The organism is Streptomyces sp. NPDC026673, from assembly GCF_040638135.1.
Classification (GTDB): Bacteria; Actinomycetota; Actinomycetes; order Streptomycetales; family Streptomycetaceae; genus Actinacidiphila.
Window position 1 is genome coordinate 1 of sequence record NZ_JBEZXR010000085.1, and the last position, 16,506, is coordinate 16,506.

General features: G+C 71.8%; 20 protein-coding genes. 9 read left to right on the plus strand and 11 right to left on the minus strand.

Annotated features, from left to right (window positions below):
• Positions 1-578: 578 nt before the first annotated feature.
• The 3 genes from AB0F62_RS36100 to AB0F62_RS36110 form a co-directional block, all read right to left on the minus strand.
• Complete coding sequence (locus tag AB0F62_RS36100) at positions 579-1,238, minus strand: HAD-IA family hydrolase (RefSeq protein ID WP_361809516.1); 660 nt, start codon at positions 1,236-1,238, stop codon at positions 579-581.
• Between the two features lie 149 nt (positions 1,239-1,387).
• Positions 1,388-1,921 carry a hypothetical protein gene (locus AB0F62_RS36105; protein WP_361809590.1) on the minus strand — a complete coding sequence of 178 codons (534 nt, stop codon included), beginning with the start codon at positions 1,919-1,921 and terminating at the stop codon, positions 1,388-1,390.
• Between the two features lie 175 nt (positions 1,922-2,096).
• Positions 2,097-3,089 carry a peptidoglycan-binding domain-containing protein gene (locus AB0F62_RS36110; protein WP_361809518.1) on the minus strand — a complete coding sequence of 331 codons (993 nt, stop codon included), beginning with the start codon at positions 3,087-3,089 and terminating at the stop codon, positions 2,097-2,099.
• 187 nt (positions 3,090-3,276) lie between these two features.
• Between AB0F62_RS36110 and AB0F62_RS36115 the strand changes: the two genes are divergently transcribed.
• A complete protein-coding gene (locus tag AB0F62_RS36115) occupies positions 3,277-5,322 on the plus strand; it encodes an MFS transporter (RefSeq protein ID WP_361809520.1) in 2,046 nt (681 codons plus the stop codon).
• A 28-nt stretch (positions 5,323-5,350) separates the two neighbouring features.
• Here AB0F62_RS36115 and AB0F62_RS36120 read toward each other — a convergent pair whose 3' ends face one another.
• Positions 5,351-5,857 carry a hypothetical protein gene (locus tag AB0F62_RS36120; RefSeq protein ID WP_361809522.1) on the minus strand — a complete coding sequence of 169 codons (507 nt, stop codon included), beginning with the start codon at positions 5,855-5,857 and terminating at the stop codon, positions 5,351-5,353.
• Between the two features lie 90 nt (positions 5,858-5,947).
• A complete protein-coding gene (locus AB0F62_RS36125) occupies positions 5,948-6,307 on the minus strand; it encodes an antibiotic biosynthesis monooxygenase (protein ID WP_361809524.1) in 360 nt (119 codons plus the stop codon).
• A 51-nt stretch (positions 6,308-6,358) separates the two neighbouring features.
• On the opposite strand from AB0F62_RS36125, the gene AB0F62_RS36130 reads away from it, so the two are divergent.
• Positions 6,359-6,646 (plus strand): recombinase family protein, encoded by a 288-nt coding sequence (locus tag AB0F62_RS36130; protein WP_361809526.1) that lies wholly within the window; start codon positions 6,359-6,361, stop codon positions 6,644-6,646.
• 282 nt (positions 6,647-6,928) lie between these two features.
• On the opposite strand, the gene AB0F62_RS36135 is transcribed toward AB0F62_RS36130, so the two are convergent.
• The 3 genes from AB0F62_RS36135 to AB0F62_RS36145 form a co-directional block, all read right to left on the minus strand.
• Positions 6,929-7,069 (minus strand): hypothetical protein, encoded by a 141-nt coding sequence (locus tag AB0F62_RS36135; protein ID WP_361809528.1) that lies wholly within the window; start codon positions 7,067-7,069, stop codon positions 6,929-6,931.
• 100 nt (positions 7,070-7,169) lie between these two features.
• A complete protein-coding gene (locus AB0F62_RS36140) occupies positions 7,170-7,640 on the minus strand; it encodes an NUDIX domain-containing protein (protein WP_361809530.1) in 471 nt (156 codons plus the stop codon).
• 3 nt (positions 7,641-7,643) lie between these two features.
• Positions 7,644-8,387 (minus strand): XRE family transcriptional regulator, encoded by a 744-nt coding sequence (locus AB0F62_RS36145; RefSeq protein ID WP_361809532.1) that lies wholly within the window; start codon positions 8,385-8,387, stop codon positions 7,644-7,646.
• A gap of 115 nt (positions 8,388-8,502) precedes the next feature.
• Between AB0F62_RS36145 and AB0F62_RS36150 the strand changes: the two genes are divergently transcribed.
• From AB0F62_RS36150 to AB0F62_RS36160, 3 genes are all read left to right on the plus strand, one after another.
• Positions 8,503-8,703: a hypothetical protein gene (locus AB0F62_RS36150; protein ID WP_361809534.1), complete on the plus strand. Its 201-nt coding sequence runs from the start codon at positions 8,503-8,505 to the stop codon at positions 8,701-8,703.
• On the plus strand, positions 8,700-8,930 hold the full coding sequence (locus tag AB0F62_RS36155; protein ID WP_361809536.1) for a hypothetical protein: 231 nt from the start codon (positions 8,700-8,702) through the stop codon (positions 8,928-8,930). The genes AB0F62_RS36150 and AB0F62_RS36155 overlap by 4 nt, the downstream gene beginning before the upstream one ends.
• A gap of 144 nt (positions 8,931-9,074) precedes the next feature.
• Positions 9,075-9,341: a DUF2087 domain-containing protein gene (locus AB0F62_RS36160; RefSeq protein WP_361809538.1), complete on the plus strand. Its 267-nt coding sequence runs from the start codon at positions 9,075-9,077 to the stop codon at positions 9,339-9,341.
• Between the two features lie 52 nt (positions 9,342-9,393).
• Here AB0F62_RS36160 and AB0F62_RS36165 read toward each other — a convergent pair whose 3' ends face one another.
• The gene (locus tag AB0F62_RS36165; RefSeq protein WP_361809540.1) at positions 9,394-9,804 is read right to left on the minus strand and encodes a DUF2000 domain-containing protein; all 411 of its coding nucleotides are present in this window, start codon (positions 9,802-9,804) and stop codon (positions 9,394-9,396) included.
• A 63-nt stretch (positions 9,805-9,867) separates the two neighbouring features.
• On the opposite strand from AB0F62_RS36165, the gene AB0F62_RS36170 reads away from it, so the two are divergent.
• The gene (locus tag AB0F62_RS36170) at positions 9,868-10,707 is read left to right on the plus strand and encodes an AraC family transcriptional regulator (protein ID WP_361809542.1); all 840 of its coding nucleotides are present in this window, start codon (positions 9,868-9,870) and stop codon (positions 10,705-10,707) included.
• Here the strand turns inward: AB0F62_RS36170 and AB0F62_RS36175 are convergent.
• Positions 10,680-11,345 (minus strand): hypothetical protein, encoded by a 666-nt coding sequence (locus AB0F62_RS36175; protein WP_361809545.1) that lies wholly within the window; start codon positions 11,343-11,345, stop codon positions 10,680-10,682. The two genes, AB0F62_RS36170 and AB0F62_RS36175, sit on opposite strands and share 28 nt — an antisense overlap.
• 119 nt (positions 11,346-11,464) lie before the next feature.
• Positions 11,465-12,133, minus strand: coding sequence for a VTT domain-containing protein (locus AB0F62_RS36180; RefSeq protein WP_361809547.1), 669 nt, complete (start codon positions 12,131-12,133; stop codon positions 11,465-11,467).
• 529 nt (positions 12,134-12,662) lie between these two features.
• Between AB0F62_RS36180 and AB0F62_RS36185 the strand changes: the two genes are divergently transcribed.
• The 3 genes from AB0F62_RS36185 to AB0F62_RS36195 all read left to right on the plus strand — a co-directional run bounded on the left by AB0F62_RS36185 (position 12,663) and on the right by AB0F62_RS36195 (position 16,393).
• Entirely contained in the window at positions 12,663-14,084 is a 1,422-nt protein-coding gene (locus AB0F62_RS36185) for a family 2B encapsulin nanocompartment shell protein (RefSeq protein ID WP_361809549.1), read from the plus strand.
• 207 nt (positions 14,085-14,291) lie between these two features.
• Positions 14,292-15,059 carry a DUF4097 family beta strand repeat-containing protein gene (locus AB0F62_RS36190; RefSeq protein WP_361809552.1) on the plus strand — a complete coding sequence of 256 codons (768 nt, stop codon included), beginning with the start codon at positions 14,292-14,294 and terminating at the stop codon, positions 15,057-15,059.
• A gap of 89 nt (positions 15,060-15,148) precedes the next feature.
• Complete coding sequence (locus AB0F62_RS36195) at positions 15,149-16,393, plus strand: hypothetical protein (protein WP_361809554.1); 1,245 nt, start codon at positions 15,149-15,151, stop codon at positions 16,391-16,393.
• Positions 16,394-16,506: the final 113 nt, after the last annotated feature.

Sequence of the window (16,506 nt, forward strand, 5' to 3'; positions counted from 1 at the left end):
GGGTGCCGCACACAAATACGCCCAGTGTCCAGAACGCCCACCCCTCCGACCCCGCCCCCTCCCTCTCGTAGCGCGCCTGATCCCCGGAGGGGGGTCACAAAGCGGGCCGGGGTCACCGCGCATGCTTCCTGAACCCCACCGGGTCAGGCACCCCACGGGGGTACCGCCCAGCGGTAGCTGGGGGACGCAGGGGGTGAGGAAGCGGTTCGGGGTTGCCGCGAGTGCCTTGCTGACCCCTCCTCCGGCCGTCGTGCGCCCACACGACCGGAGGGGGTGTGGCGGAGTGCTCCCCCTGGCCGAAGGCTGGGGGAGACGAGCGGTGCGCGCGGTGCCGAATGATGTGGGGCAGCGCCGCGAGCGCCGAGGTGGGGGTCCCCCGGCCGGAGGCTGGGGGCGTACCCCGGCGCGGCACCGACCCCGAGACGAACATGGCGCAGGCCCGCACCGACCGCGCCGGATGGGGGCGCCCCTGGCCGGAGGCTGGGGGAGGGCGGAGGATGCCCACCCTAAGCGCAACCCACCCGCGCACAACCGCGTGCCGAAAGGCGCACCCCCAACGGTCCGGGGTGCCGGAGGCGCTAGCCGATGTGGAGGAGCAGGGCGCCGTCCTCCGCGGTCTCGACGCGGACCTGGGCGAGGGTGTCGACGTGCACGGTGGGCTCGTGGGCCGCGGCGCGGGGGCCGACGCCGACCACGCGCATGCCGGCGGCCTTGGCGGCGGCGATGCCCACCTCGGAGTCCTCGAAGACCACGCAGTCCTCGGGGCCGAAGCCCAGTTCGGCGGCGCCCTTGAGGAAGCCCTCCGGGTCCGGCTTGCTGGCGCTGACGCGCTCCGCGGTGACCATGACGGCGGGCAGCGGCAGGCGGGCGGCGCCCATGCGGGCCCGGGCCAGGGCCTCGTCGGCGGAGGTCACCAGGGCGTGCGGGCGGTTCTGCAGCGCGTCCATGAAGGCGGGGGCGCCCTCGATCGGGACCACGCCGTCGATGTCGGCGGTCTCCTCGGCGAGCATGCGGGCGTTGTCGGCGTGGTTCTCCGCCATCGGGCGGTCCGGGAGCAGCACGGCCATCGTGGCGTAGCCCTGGCGGCCGTGGACGACCTTCATCACGGCGTCGCCGTCGAGCCCGTGCGTCGCGGCCCAGCGCCGCCAGCAGCGCTCGACCACCGCGTCGGAGTTGACCAGGGTGCCGTCCATGTCCAGCAGCAGCGCGCGGGCGGGGACAACGGTGGACGGCGACATGGAACTCCCTCGAACGAAAACCAAGTGGCCCGCCCGCCGGTCAGGGGAAACGGGCGGAACCACTTTGTTCCTACACGATACAAAATCGCGTGGGGGTTCCGCCAGCGGGGAGGGTGCCGTGGACGCTCGCCGGGCTCGACCGGGCGGTCTCAGGGCGTGGCGCCGCCCTCGTCCACATACTGCAGCAGGCCGTAGGTGAAGCCCGCGGTGCGGCGGCCGCCACCGGGCGGGGCCTGCGGGTCGGTGAACTCCAGCCGCCAGCGGGTCGGGGCGTCGCCCTCCAGCGGCCGCGCGGGCGGGAACGCCCGGGCCACCTCGTCCACGGTGCAGGACCAGGGCGTGAGGTCGTCGAGGCCGGCCAGCCGCGGCCCCTCCTCCCCCGGGGCCCGGACCAGCCACTCGTTCCAGACCGCCCCGCCGGACGGTGCGCACAGCACCTCGAACCGCAGCGTCGGCCAGAGCGGCACCGGCCACAGCAGCGCCGGGCAGGTCAGATCGCCCACCCGCCGCCGGAACACCGCCTCGGGCGGCCCGAGCACCGCCCGGTAACGGCGCTCGCCGCGCGGGAAGCCCCGGGCATGCCCCCAGGCCTGCCAGCGGCGGTTCGCCTCCCGCATCTCGGTCCGGCTCGCCCCGAGCGTGCGCAGCGCCCGCTCGACCAGTTCGGGCCGGTGGTCGGCCATACGCCGCAGCAGTACGAGCTGGAAGCCCCTGAGCCCGAAGTCGTCGATCGCCACGCCCCCATCCTGCCGGAGCCCCGGCGGCCGGACATGACCGCGCCCGCCCCGGGACCGGGTCCCGGGGCGGGCGTCGTGCCGCGAACGCGGCGGATGCGGGTGGCGGACGCGGGGCGTCCGATCAGCCCCAGCCGTGGTCGTCGTCGGAGTCCGGCTTCTGCGTCGGGCCGGTCTTCTCCTCCAGGGCCGCCCGGGTGTTCGGCCCGTAGACGCCCTGGGGGTCGCCCTTGACGCCGTAGAAGAACTGGAAGCGGGCCACGGCGTCACCGACCTTCCGGTCGTAGTCGCCGTCGGAGGGGCCGTAGTACAGCCGTATCTGCTTGAGCCTGTTCTGCAGGTCGACGACGGCGGGGCCGCTGTCCCCGCGCTGCAGCGTCGGGGGAACGACCGGCGGCGCCGAGCTGGGGGGCCGCGAGACCTGGCCGCTCGCGGACGCCGTCGGCTGCGAGGCGCTGGCACTGGCGCTGGCCGTCGGGGGCGCCGCGACCGACGCCGTCGCGCCGGTGGCGGCGAGCGTGGAGGGCGTGACGCTGGGCGAGGCCGAGCGCGAGGCGGACGCCGTGGGCCCTCCGGACGGCGGCAGTTCGACCTCGGGTTCGGACAGGCTCGGGTCCGGGACCGCCTCGGTGTGGTCCGGCGCGCTGCCGAGCTGCGCGGTCAGCATGACCGCGCCGACGGCGAGGCCGACGGCCGCGATGCCCGCGCCCGCGACGAGCGCGCCGCGGCGGCGGCGATGGGCGCCGGCACGGCGCCTGCCTCCCGTACGGGGCGGGTGGGGCACGAGTTCACGGGACGCGGCGGACACCGGCACCGGCAGCCGGTCCGAGGAGACCGTGCCGAGGTCGATGATGTCGCCGTCGTCCTCCGGTGCGGCGGCCCCCCCGGGCGGCACGGGCGGCACGGGCGTCAACTGCTGCGTCGGCGGATCCGCCTCGCCGGGCGCGAAAGCCTCGCCGGGCGGGAACGCCTCGGCCGCACCCGCCGCCACGGCGGCCGGGGCGGGCTCCTCCGCGTCCGCGTACTCCCCGGGCCCCGGCACATACGGCCGCACCCGTAGGGACTCGTACTCCTGCTCCTCCTGCGAAGCCGGTGATCCCGGCCCGTCCGACGCCACCGGCGCCCCCTCCCACGTCCTGACAGACGCACGCATTATGCAGACCGCCCACGCCCGGTGCCCAGGCGCGTCCGTCCCCGCCGGTCGTACAAACAGAGCCAATCTCGTGGAAAGGGTGTGAATATTTATAGAGAAGTGACGTGAACGAGGTAGCGGCACGCCTGGTACCCGAGCGGAACGAGTCCGTATGGCACAGGACGACACCACCGCCTCCGCGGGGCGTGCCACGGCGGACGGCCCCGCGGAAGTGACCGACAAGCGGTCCGTGTACGTCGCGATCGGGGCGCTCGCACTCGGTCTGCTGCTCGCCGCTCTCGACCAGACGATCGTCTCCACCGCGCTGCCGACGATCGTCAGCGACCTGGGCGGCCTCAAGCACCTCTCGTGGGTGGTCACCGCCTATCTGCTGGCCTCCACCGCCGCCACCCCGCTGTGGGGCAAGCTCGGCGACATGTACGGGCGGAAGAAGCTCTTCCAGTCCGTCATCGTGATCTTCCTGATCGGCTCCGCGCTCTGCGGCCTCGCGCGGAGCATGGGCGAACTCATCGCGTTCCGCGCCCTGCAGGGCCTGGGCGGCGGCGGGCTGATCGTGCTGTCGATGGCGATCGTCGGCGACATCGTGCCGCCGCGCGACCGGGGGCGCTACCAGGGCGTGTTCGGGGCGGTGTTCGGCGCGAGCAGTGTGCTCGGGCCGCTGCTGGGCGGGCTGTTCGTGGACACGCTCAGCTGGCGCTGGGTGTTCTACGTCAACCTCCCGCTCGGGATCGTCGCGCTCGCCGTGATCGCGGCCGTGCTGCACATCCCGGTACGGCGCACCACGCACCGCATCGACTACTGGGGCATGGCGCTGGTGGCGGCCGCGGCGACGTGCCTGGTGCTGATGACCTCGCTGGGCGGCACGACCTGGCCGTGGGGCTCCTGGCAGATCATCGGGCTCGCGGTGCTCGGCGTGCTGCTGGTCGCCGTCTTCGTCGCCGTCGAGCGGCGGGCCGAGGAACCGGTGCTGCCGCTGAGGCTGTTCCGGATCCGTACCTTCTGGATGTGCTCGGTGATCTCGTTCGTGGTCGGCTTCGCCATGTTCGGCTCGCTGACCTTCCTGCCGACCTTCCTCCAGGTCGTCCACGGCTACTCGCCGACCTGGTCCGGTGTGCACATGATCCCGATGGTGGTGGGCATGCTGGTGGCCTCCACCGCCTCCGGCCAGATCATCTCCCGCACCGGCCACTACAAGGTCTTCCCGATCGCCGGGACCGCCGTCACCATCGTCGGCCTGCTCCTGCTGCACCGGCTCGACGAGACCACCGAGGTGTGGGTGCTGAGCCTGTTCCTGCTCGTCTTCGGCCTCGGGCTCGGCCTGGTCATGCAGGTGCTGATCCTCGCCGTGCAGAACGCGGTCGGCTACGCGGACCTGGGCGCGGCCACCTCCGGCGCCACCTTCTTCCGATCCATCGGCGCCGCCTTCGGCGTCTCCATCTTCGGCACGATCTTCTCGACCGGCCTCGCCCGGGAGATCACCGCCGCGCTCGCCGGGCTCACCCTGCCGCCCGGCTTCGACCCGGCCATGGTCCAGTCCGATCCACGCGGCGTACGGCAGCTCCCGGCGGCCGTGCGCGACCCGGTGCTGCACGCCTACTCCACCGCCATCACCGGAGTCTTCCTGTGGGCGGTGCCGGTCTGCGCGGTGGCCTTCGTCCTGGCCTGGTTCCTCAAGGAGCAGCCGCTGCGGCGCTCGGTCACCGTCCCCGACGCGAGCGAGACCATGGTCGCCAACCCCGTCGACCGCTCCTCCCTCGACGAGATCGCCCGCGGCCTCAGCGTCCTCGGCAGCCGGGAGGCCCGCCGCGACCTGTACGTACGGATCACCGCGCTGGCCGGCCTGGACATCCAGCCCGCCGCCGGCTGGCTGCTGCTGTACATCGCCCGCACCGGCTCCGCCGACCCGGTCGACCTCGCCGTGCAGACCACGGTGCCGTACAACGTCATCGAGGCCGCCGCCTTCGAGATCGAGGAACGCCGTTACGCCTTCCGCGAGGGCAATCCGCTCCACCTCACCGAACGCGGCCAGGAGGTGGCGGCCCTGCTCACCGAGGCCCGCCGCAAGGTACTCGCCGACCTCCTGGGCGACTGGGACCCCGAACGCCACGCCGACCTCGCGGCGCTGCTCACCAGGTTGACCACGGAGTTGTGCGGCCAGGACCAGGACCGCCCCGGCCCGCACCGCCCCGCGGCGTGAGCAGACGGGGTGACCGGGACCGGGACGGTCACCGCGGTGACGCGGCGAAGGCCGCGAGCGCGGTGAAGTCCGCCTCGCGCAGCCCCACGCGCGGGTCGACGTGGTGCAGGAGCGCCGGCGCGGCGTGGTGGGCGGCGACGTACTCCGCGTCGGCCGGGCTCTGCTCGTCGTCGACCCAGGCGAAGCGGCGCCCCGCGGCGTACGCCACGAGCGTCTCGGTCTTCCAGTGCAGCAGGTCGGGCCGGTGACCGAGCAGCGCGGTCCCGAAGTCGACGTACGGCAGCTCGGGCAGCCCGATGACGGGGCCGATCCAGTGGTTCGCCTCCGCCATCCACGTGGTGGCCCAGCACAGTTCGTAACCCAGCCCGAGCAGCGCCTCGCCGTGCGCGGGGTTGAGCCACACCCGCAGCGGGCGGGTGGCGATTCCGGGCATCGGCACCCGCAGCGTGGTGTAGCCCTCGGGCCGGCGGGTGCGCTTGGCCGCGTACGGATTGAGCGGGCCGTCGACGTCGAGGAAGAGCAGCGGCGCGGTCATGGGCACAGCCTGGCGGGCCGTGATCGCGTACGGCAAGCGAATACCGCCGGCCGGTGGCGGCGCCCCGCGGGAGCGGGGCGCCGCGCGGGGTCAGCCCTGCTTCGGTGCGGCCTGCTGGACGACCTCGAAGGACCACAGCGTGGACCCGGTGGCGGCCGGCCTGGGACGCTCCTCGCCGCCCTCGCCGCCCGCACCGCTTCCGCCGCCCGCGCCCCCGTCGCGGTGGGCGGCCCGCATCGGGCCGGACATCCACTTCTGGAAGTCCTCCTCGCTGCGCCAGCGGGTGTACACGAGGTACTGGTCGGTGCCCTCGACCGGGCGGAGCAACTCGAACCACTCGAAGCCGTCGGAGTTCTCCACGGCGCCCGCCCGCGAGGCGAACCGCTTCTCGAGGACCTCGCGCTGCTCGGCCGGCACGGTCAGTACGTTGATTTTTACCACGCTAGGCACAGGACACCTCTCACAAAGCGGAGCCCCGGCTGGGCTCCGAATCTGGACCACGTGCGGGCAGTCTCCTATATCCGGCAGTCAAAGACGCGGGAGGGCGACAGCAAGTCGTCCCCCGAAGCACGGAAGACGAAGTGTCAAGCCCTGATCACGGCGAAGGGCTGGGACATCGCCGGGCACTTCGCAGACGTGGGCAAGTCCGGATGGGACCCGAACGTGGAGCGTTCCGAGTTCGAAGAGATGATGTCCGCCGTTCGCGCCGGACACGTTGACGCCGTCGTTGTCTTCTCTCTCACGGCTGACACAGGAACTCGGAATACGCCTTTTGGCGCTCTTGCCTAAGCCAGTTCCGATGTTCTGCCTCTTCTTGATCGCGCACCTGACTCCGGGTGGCACGTGCGACGACGGCACCCCCAAGTGAGCCAAGCAAAGTGCCCGCAATTCCCAAGCCTGCCGCGATGACGGCGGCGTCCCCCTGATCCATGTCCAGCACGGTGCCGCAACATGTGGCCTGCGTGTGGCGGAATGGAGCAGTCGGCGCGCTGTTGAGCGCCAAGGAAGACGGCGAAGCCCCGTGGCAACCCTGGACGATTCCGGGGCTCCACGGGGCTTCCGCGCGTTGTGTCAACGCTGCTGTTGGTTCCACGCTGCCGGGTTGTGCTGGGGCTGCTGCGGACGCTGCGACTTGCGGCGGACAAGCAACACGATCCCGGTAACCACGACGGCCGGTATTACGAAGACCATCAAGATCAGGATCAGTTCCACTGCACCAATTCTTCCGAACAAGTTCCCCTCCGATTTTCCTATTAATCGTTCCTGCCGCACTGATGACGCTGCGGCATGGTAATCGGTTCCGCCGTCTCAGCTACCCCAAATGCGGGGTGCCGCGGTTCTCCAGAAAGTGTTCAATCCGTAGCCGCTGAGTGTGATGCATGGGCAGCGCGTCAAGCGCGTCGGGGGCGACGAATCGAAGTTCTGTGGACTCGTCGGAGATCGTCAGTACGCCTCCGACTACACGCGCCCGAAAGCAGACATTAAACTGTCGACGTACCTCGCCGTCGCTGTATGCGATCACGTGGCGGGGATCGGTGTACGTGCCGACCAGTCCCGTGATCTCGACGTTCAGCCCGGTTTCCTCCTGCACCTCGCGCACAGCAGCACCGGGCAGTGAATCATCCATTTCCATGCCGCCACCGGGCAGCGCCCACAGCCCGCTATCTGTGCGACGCTGTAGCAAGATGCGCCCGGCGTCGTCCGTCACGACCGCTGATGCCGCGACCACGAGGCTGTTAGGCGCGGGTGCGTCGGGGTCGTCGTAGTACTCGGTTCGGGCCACGGATCAACCTTCCCGTACCGGCGTTGCCGCAGCCCACACGGCATCGAAACTTTCCGCGTAGCCGTCGAACATGCCCCCGTCGCTGTGCCGGCGCAGGTGCCACACGGGCGCCCCGTACGCGTTGACGCCGAACAGGTGGGCGTTGACCAACGCCTGATCGTCGGCGCGATAGATGCTGTTGTAGAGCGTGGTTCCGTGCGTGCGCACTTCAATGCCGGGCATCCCCATCAGCGGCCTGTAGTGCATCAGGGCAAGGCGGCAGCGCGATTCGATACCGTGTCCGAACTTTTCTTCCTTGCCCCGCTGTTGAACGTTCTCGCTGTCCGCGTCGCCTACCGCGATCCGTACGGCGCACCCCTCTGCGGCACGCTCGCGCAGCAGATCGTTAAAACGCGGGTACGCCTCATGGAGAAACACGGCCGCGTACACCAGGACATCGATCCGCTCCCGCGCTTGTGCAAACAGATCAACGAAGGCAGACACAGGGAGGTCTGCCCGCTGGTCGTACGACGCGACAAGTTCGGGACTCACAGCCCTAGCGGCGCGTGCCTGCCTCAGCGCTGGCCATAGTGCGAACACGTCTTCCCCCAGTACCTCAGCGGCGCGCATGGCGGTTTCCCTGCGGGGGGTGCGGCCGAGGTTCACCCACCGCTCGACAGACTTCGGGTCTACCTCGACTTTCGCCGCCAAGCTTGCGTGCGTGCACCCTGCTGCCGCCATGGCTGCCCGTAACCGTTCGTTCGGCATACTCTCTCCCCCTGCCACGGGACGTTGCTAGGGACGCTCTACCCCCATCGGGACGTCCCGAAGTGGCGTTTGGGGGAGGTTCTGCCGTCCGTGCTTCCGCGGCGAAGATCAGCCCATGACGGAGCCCACGCGCTACAGCGCAGAACCGGTCGTGCTGCCGCTGCACCTGGAGCCGGACCCGGCGCCTACGACCGGCTGCGGCGTGTGCCTGGCGCTGGACACGGAACGGACGGCAGCGAGGATGCGCGGCGACTTGTCCCGTGTCTCCGACATGAACGTGGAGATCCGGAATCACGGGCACGGGGACAGCGAGTGAGCACGCGCGCGGCATGGCGCTACGTCGCCCACACCATCAGCCACGTGCCGGACGGTGGCGTGGTCTACGAGGTGTTCTGCGCGGAGCCCGGCTGTGGTCAGGACAGCGGGGCGCAGGACGAGCAAGAGTCGGCTCAGGACTGGGCGCTACGCCATACGGGCCGGTCGGGGCACACGCTGTTCCGGCGAGTGGTGACCGACCATGCCCGCGTGACGCGCGCCGAGTAGCGCCTATGTGCGTGGCTTGACACACTCGTTGATCTTGACGACGCTCATGTCCCTATCGTGCCAACCGAAAATCGCGTGCCCCGGTCCGGCCCGCGTGCCAGGCTGCCCGGCGAGTTCGTCGTCCCCAGCCTGGAGGAGTGCCCTGTGTCCGAGAGCGGTGCGCATGCGGTGTCGGCCCTGTTCTCGCAGGGGCGGCTCACGGTCATCCCGCGCCGGACGGCGCGGCGCGAGCAGTTGCTGCGGCATCTGGCCGAGACCCTCTTCCAGCCCGGGCGGGACTACGACGAGCGCGAGGTCAACATGGCGCTGCGCACGGTCCACGACGACTGGGCGGCCCTGCGCCGCTACCTGGTGGAGGGCGGCCGGCTGGAGCGGTCGGCGGACGGGACCGTCTACCGCCGGAAGCCGTAGCCGGCCCCCGGCGCGCCGGCAAGCCCGGCGGTCCGCGGACCGCCGGGCCGCGTCAGCCGTGCAGCCGGAGCCCCCTGGTGACCTTGTCCACCGCGCCGCGCGGCCCGTGGAGCCCGAGGCCGACCAGCCTGAGCTCGTCGGCAGGGACGGCGCGGACGGCGGCGCGGTTGTCGTCGTCGTGGCCGGTGGTGAAGAGCTCCTCGGTGTAGAGGGCGGTGGCCAGCCCGCGGGAGAGCGCCCGCGCGTGGCCGCGGGTGAGACCGGCGGCGTCCGAGGCGTAGACGAGGACCGGCTCGCGGAACATGGGCAGGTAGGTGTTGCCCGAGGCGTCCTCGTAGGGCTTGCCGACGATGTCGTCGGTGGCGTGCGCGAGCCCGCCGGCGAGGAAGGCGGTGACGTTCAGCTTCTGCCACGCGGCGAGGTCCTCGCGGACGATGACGGCGATCTTGGTGTCGAAACGCATGCCGCGAGTCTCACGGCGCGGACGGCCCGCCGTCTTGAACGCTGGTGCGCGCAGAATGGAGCGATGGACGACTGGGCCCGCTACTGGCGTGATCCGGCACGGCCGGTCGAGGCGATGCACGCGCACTTCGTACGGCACGTCTTCCACCGGCACAGCCACGACGCGTACTCGTTCGCGGTGACGGAGAGCGGGGCGCAGCGCTTCCACGCGCGAGGCGGGGCGCACACCAGCGCGACGGGGATGGTGATGGCCTTCAACCCGGACGATCCGCACGACGGGGAGGCGGCGGAGGAGTTCGGCTTCACGTACCGGATCGTGCACATCGGGCCCGAGGTGGTGCGCGAGGTGCTCGCCGACGCCGCGGACGGCGGGGCCGGTCCGCCCGCCATGCCGTTGTTCGAGCGGCCGGTGCGCGAGGACCCGGTGCTCGCCCGGGCGCTCCTGGGGCTGCACGGCGCGCTGGTGGGCGGCGGCGGGCACCTGGTGCGGGACGAGTGGCTGACGGCCTCGGTGACGGCGATGGTGCGGCGCGGCGCGGCACGCCCGCCCCGTGACCGGCTGCTCTCCCCCGGTGGGCAGTCGCGTGCGGCGCGCAGGGCGCGGGCGCTGCTGGAGGAGTCGTACGCGCTGGATCTGCCGGCCCGCGCGCTGGCCGAGGCGGCGGGCTGCAGCCGGTACGCGCTGTACCGGGCGTTCCGGGCGGAGTACGGGATGCCGCCGAGCGACTTCCAGCGGCAGTTGCGGCTGCGCGGGGCGCGGCGGTTGCTGACGGCGGGGCGGTCCGCCGCCGAGGCGGCCGCGGAGACGGGGTTCGCGGACCAGAGCCATCTGCACCGCTGGTTCGTCCGCTGTTTCGGGGTGACGCCGGGGACGTATCAGCGGGCGGCGCTGTCCCGCGGCTGACCGGCACCGGCGGGTCCGGGGCCGCCGGTCCCGCTCTCCTGCTCCTGACCGAGGAGCAGCACACACACGGCGATGACCCACAGCCCGGCGAGCCCGAGGCCGATGAACCCGGCGAACGGGATGAACATCAGCACGCCCAGGACGAAGGCCGTCCAGCCCAGCCAGTGCGGCAGCGGACCCCCGTCGGAGCGGGAGACCGCCAGTCCCGCCCCGAGGAGCATGACCCCGATCCCGGCCAGGATCGGCATGAACAGGTCGTTCCCGAGGGCGTTGAGCGCCTGGAGGGCACCGCCGCCGACCAGTGCCCGGTCGGCGCCCTCGATGAGGGCGAGGGTGAGCCCCGCGCTGATCCAGAAGCCGAGGGCCGCGAGGATGCCGCCGGCGAAGGCGACCTGGGGCAGCCAGCCGGTGCGGTCGGACGCCGCCAGCACGTGCCGCAGGTAGCCGGCGAAGAAGGCCAGGAACAGTCCGGCGACGAGCAGCAGGTAGAGGCCGACGCCCTGCCGGGTGTCATGGGCGAGGTAGAACGCCCTGATCGCGATACCCGAACTGCCGATTCCCGGGGTGTCCCCCTGGAGCGCGTAGGAGACGGCGGCCAGGATCACGGCCGCCAGGCCGGTGAGCGGTCCGAGTCGCATCGGGGGTCTCCGATCCGTCCGTGCCCCCGAGATCGGTTGATGTCGGTTTCGATGCTGTCACGGCTTCCCGGGTGCCGCCATCGACGGCCTTCCGGCCCTTCCGGCTGCCGCGCGAGGTGTCAGCGGGCCTCGGCGACGGCGACCCGGTCGGGCGCGGCCGCGGCCTGGGCGGGCAGCGCCACCGGCACGACGGCCTGGGCACGGCGCTCGCGGCGGAAGACGTACGCGGCGAGCGAGCCGGAGCCGACCAGGGCGACGGCCGAGGTCGCGGTGCCGAGCCAGCCCGCGCCGAGCCACTGGCCGCCCGCGTAGCCGAGTCCGACGCTGTAGGCGGCCCAGGCCAGGCCGGCCAGCGCCGACCAGGGCAGGAACTCGCGGATCCGGCGGTGCGCGGCGCCGGCGGTGAGGCTGACGACGGAACGGCCGGCCGGCGCGAAGCGGGCGAGGACGACGAGCGCGCCGCCGCCGCGGGCCAGGACGGTGCCGAGGATGTCCTGGGCGGTGGAGAGCCGCCGGGAGTGCGCCACGTGCTGGTCGATCCAGTCGCCACCGCGCCAGGCCAAGCGGTAGGCCGCCAGGTCTCCGAGAGTGGAGGAGACGGCCGCGCACAGCAGCAGTGCGATCACTTCGAGGACGTCGTTGCCGTCGGCGGCCGTTCCGGCCGTGACGGCGGAGATCAGCAGGACACCGCTCGGCATCACCGGCAGGAAGACGTCGAGCACGATGGACGCGGCGACCAGGGCGTAGATCCACGGTGAATCGAACAGGGACCCTGCTCCGATGAACACCGCGTCCTCCTCTCCCGGCGAGTGCGCGGCGCCATCGGGGGTGAGGCGGTGTCGCGCAGAAGCGGTTCTTCTGCGACCCGCTCACAGCCGTACAGCGTACGCCAGGCACGCTCCCGGGATCTCCTCGGTATCGCGTGACGTTTTCCTCATCTTCGATGGCGGCCATCGGGAATAGCACGCGATTAACCGGTAGGGATGACAGAACGTCCCCGGAACGAGATGTTCCGCGCGGATCCGGACGTTCAATCATGGACATGCCACACATTCCGCTCCGGCACCGGCGCATCGCCGCTCCGGCCGGAGCGCCCCTCGCGCTCCCCGCGCCGACGTCTCCACCCCGAACGCGACCCCGGCCGCACGCTCACTCGAATGAGTGAGTGCAGGGTGCTCCACCCGATGGGTAGCTTCCCGGAGGAAAGCGGCGGAGGGCAGGGGGACACGGCACTACGAACTCGTTTCACCGTGAATTGATTGCCTTAACCACGCATTTGTGCGCGTGGGCCATCAGGCCGCAAGGGAAGGACCATTCATGACGGTTGAGCCGGGTGTCGCGACGGAGGCGGCGACGGGGAACGGCCAGTCTCAGCAGAGTCTGAGCACCGCTGCGGCGCGGAATTTGGCGACGACCACCAAATCCGCGCCGCAGATGCAGGGAATCACATCGCGGTGGCTGCTGCGCGTGCTGCCGTGGGTCCAGGCCGCCGGCGGCGCCTACCGGGTCAACCGGCGGCTCAGCTACTCGGTGGGCGACGGTCGGGTCGACTTCGTCCAGACCGGCTCCGAGGTCCGGGTGATCCCGGCGGAGCTGGGGGAGCTCCCCGTGCTGCGCGGCTTCACGGAGGAGGCCGTGCTGGCCGCGCTCGCCGGGCAGTTCGAGCAACGGGAGTTCGCCGCCGGCGAGACGATCGTGTCCGCCGGGCAACCTGCCGACCATGTCTTCCTCGTCGCCCACGGAAAGATCAACAAGCTGGCCCCCACCAAGTGGGACGGGCAGGGTGTGGTCGGCACGATCGCCGACGGCGACCACTTCGGCTCCGAGGGGCTGGCCGGCGCCGACAGCACCTGGGCGTACACCGCCAGGGCGGCCACCGCCGTCACCGCGCTCGCCCTGCCGCGCCAGGCCTTCCAGGCGGTCATGCAGCAGGCCGACGGGCTGCGCGAGCACGTCGCCGGTTTCGTCACCGGCACCCAGCAGGCGCAGAACAAGTACGGCGAGAAGGCCATCGAGCTGGCCTCGGGCCACAGCGGCGAGCCGGAGCTGCCCGGCACCTTCGTGGACTACGAACTCTCGCCGCGCGAATACGAACTGAGCGTCGCCCAGACCGTGCTGAAGGTCCACAGCCGGGTCGCCGACCTGTACAACCAGCCCTACAACCAGGTCGAGCAGCAGCTGAAGCTGACCATCGAGGCACTGCGCGAACGACAGGAACACGAACTGGTCAACAACCGGGAGTTCGGCCTGCTGCACAATGCCGACTACCGGCAGCGCATCACCACGCACTCCGGGCCGCCCACCCCGGACGACCTCGACGAGCTGATCAGCCGGCGCCGCAACGCCCAGTACCTGCTGGCCCATCCGCGGGCCATCGCGGCCATCGGAAGGGAATTCAACAGCCGCGGCCTGGTCCCGCACAGCATCGATTTCCACGGTCAACACGTGCCGTCGTGGCGCGGTATCCCGATTCTCCCCTGCAACAAGATCCCGATTTCCCGCGAGAACACCACCTCGATCCTCGTGATGCGCACCGGCGAGGACAACCAGGGCGTGATCGGCCTGCACCAGACGAGAATTCCGGACGAGTACGAGCCCGGGCTCTCCGTGCGTTTCATGGGAATCGACGAGAAGGCGATCATCTCCTATCTCGTCAGCACCTACTATTCGGCGGCCGTCCTCGTTCCCGACGCCCTCGGCGTGCTGGAGAACGTGGAGATCGCCCGTCCCGGAGCCTAGCCACAGCGCTCACGCGGCCTCCGGGAGCGGCGGCGCGTGCTCGTGGTGGGCGGCGAGCGGAGCAGCGGCCCCGGACGGCCGCGCCTCCCGCCACGAGCACGGCCGTTGGACCCGCCGAACCTCCGGGCGGGGCGGGGGTTTTCCCCACCCCGCTTCCGGTGGGCGGCCTGATTCCTCGCGGACCGGGCGCTCCGTAGCGTCCTGGGTATGACGAAGAGCACCCGCACCTTGAGGACCCTCGCCGCCGCCGCGGGCGTCGTGGCGCTGATCGGGACCGCGTCCGCCTGCGCGAACGCCTCCGACGACACCGAGCCGGAGCGCAGGAGCTTCGCGCTCGGCGGGAACGAGCTGACCATCGACTCCTCGGACAGCAAGGTCGTGGTGAAGCCGGCCGATGTGAAGGAGGTCCAGGTCACCAGGTGGTTCGACGGCTGGGCCGTGCTCGGCGACAGCCCGAAGGCGACCTGGTCGATGAGCGGCCACACCCTGACGTTCCGCACCAAGTGCCAGGGCGTGGTGCAGAACTGCTCGGTACGCCACGAGGTGCTCGTCCCGCGCGGTGTCGACCTGACGGTGGTCAACGGCGACGGACGCGTGGAGGCGAGCGGCTTCGGCACCCCGCTGACACTCACGACGGGCGACGGCTCGGTCGTGGTCCGGGACGTGACCGGCCCGCTCCGGCTGTCCAGCGGCGACGGGCGCATCGACGCCACCGGCATCGGCTCCCGCGAGGTCAGCGCCCACACCTCGGACGGCTCGGTGAAGCTGGCCTTCAGCGAGGTGCCCGACCGTGTGGAGGCGACGAGCGGCGACGGCCGGGTCAGCGTCGCGCTGCCCCACCAGAGCTACAAGGTCTCCGCCCGCTCCGGAGACGGGAATGTCCGCGTCGACGTGCCCCGCGACGACACCAGCGGCCACGTCGTGACGGTCCGTACGGGCGACGGCTCGGTCAGCGTCACGGAAGCCGGCCGCTGACCGCAACCGCCCGGCCCGTGTATTCGTCCCAGCCAGGTGGGAGACTGGAGCGGACAACCACCGGCGGCGGACCTGCGGGAGAGGGCACTGTGACGACGGCACGCTCGTGGTGGCGGCGCGGGGACAATCTGCGTGCCGACGCCCAGGCCGCGAAGGACGCCGCCGCGGAGGCCTTCTACGAGCTCGACACCGCCCAGCGCGACCTGGTGATCTCCATAGAGACCATCACCGCCGTCGACAGCTCCCCCGCCGCGCGGCGGGCGAGCGAGGACTTCCGGGCCCTGGGCGAGCGCATCGACCAGGTCAGCGCCGCCTACATCGCGGCGGTCGACGCCTACGACCTGGACCGCGACGAGTTGGAGGCCGCCACCGCGGCCCGCGCCCGCACCGAACTCACCAAGGCGAAGGACGACCTGGTCCGGGCCAGGAACGACCTGGACGCCTTCGCCCGTGGGCTCACCCCGCTGCTGGGCAAGGCCGAGACCCAGCTCGCCCGCCTCGCCCCGGCCGTCGAACGGGCCCGGCAGACCCTGCTCGCCGCCTCGAACGCGCTGGACGCCGTACGGGCCTCGGGCCTGCGCGCGGACGACCTCGCCGCCCGGCTGGCCGCCCTCGGCCCGGAACTGACCAAGCTCAACCAGGGCGCCGGCACGCACGGCGTCCAGGAGACCATCCGGCGCGCCGACGACGTGCTGCGCACGGCCGAGGCCATCCGCGCCGAGGCCGATCGGCTGCCGGAGCGGGCCCAAGAGATCGACAAGCGGGTCGTGTCGCTGCGCACCCGGACCCAGGCCCTCGCGACCCGCACGGAGGGCGTCGAGCCCGTCCTCAGCGAGCTGCGCCGCCGCTTCAGCATGGCGTGCTGGCAGGACCTGCAGCATGTGCCCGAACGGGCGACGGAGGCCGTGGGCCGCGCGGAGCAGAAGCTCTCGGAGGCGGCCAAGGCGCGGGACGAGCAGCGCTGGCCGGACGCGACGGCCCTGCTCGGCACCGTGCGGGCGCTGCTCGACGACGCCGACGGTGCGGTGTCCGCGGCCGGGGACCGGCTGCGGCGGCTCAACGAGGTCAGCAAGGACCCGCAGGGCGAGATCGACCGCACGCGGTTCGCCGTCCGCGACGCCCAGCGGCTCGCCATGCAGGGCCGCACCACACCGGAGCCGCGGCACGCGCGCCCCCTCGACGACGCCGTCGCCCGGCTCGACCGCGCGGTCGACGGGCTCCAGGGCCGCCACCCCGACTGGTGGCACTTCCTCATGGAGACGGCGGCGGTGCGCGACACGGCGGCCCGGGTCGTCGCCGCGATCCGCGAGGACCGCGCCTCGGGACGTCCCTAGTCGTACGCGGTGTTGGCGTGCCCGGTGTTGGCGTGCCCGGTGTTGGGCGTGGTCGGTCGTCGTCGTGCCCGGTCGTGCGGCTGTCGCGCCGTCTCGCTCCCTTCGGTCGCAAC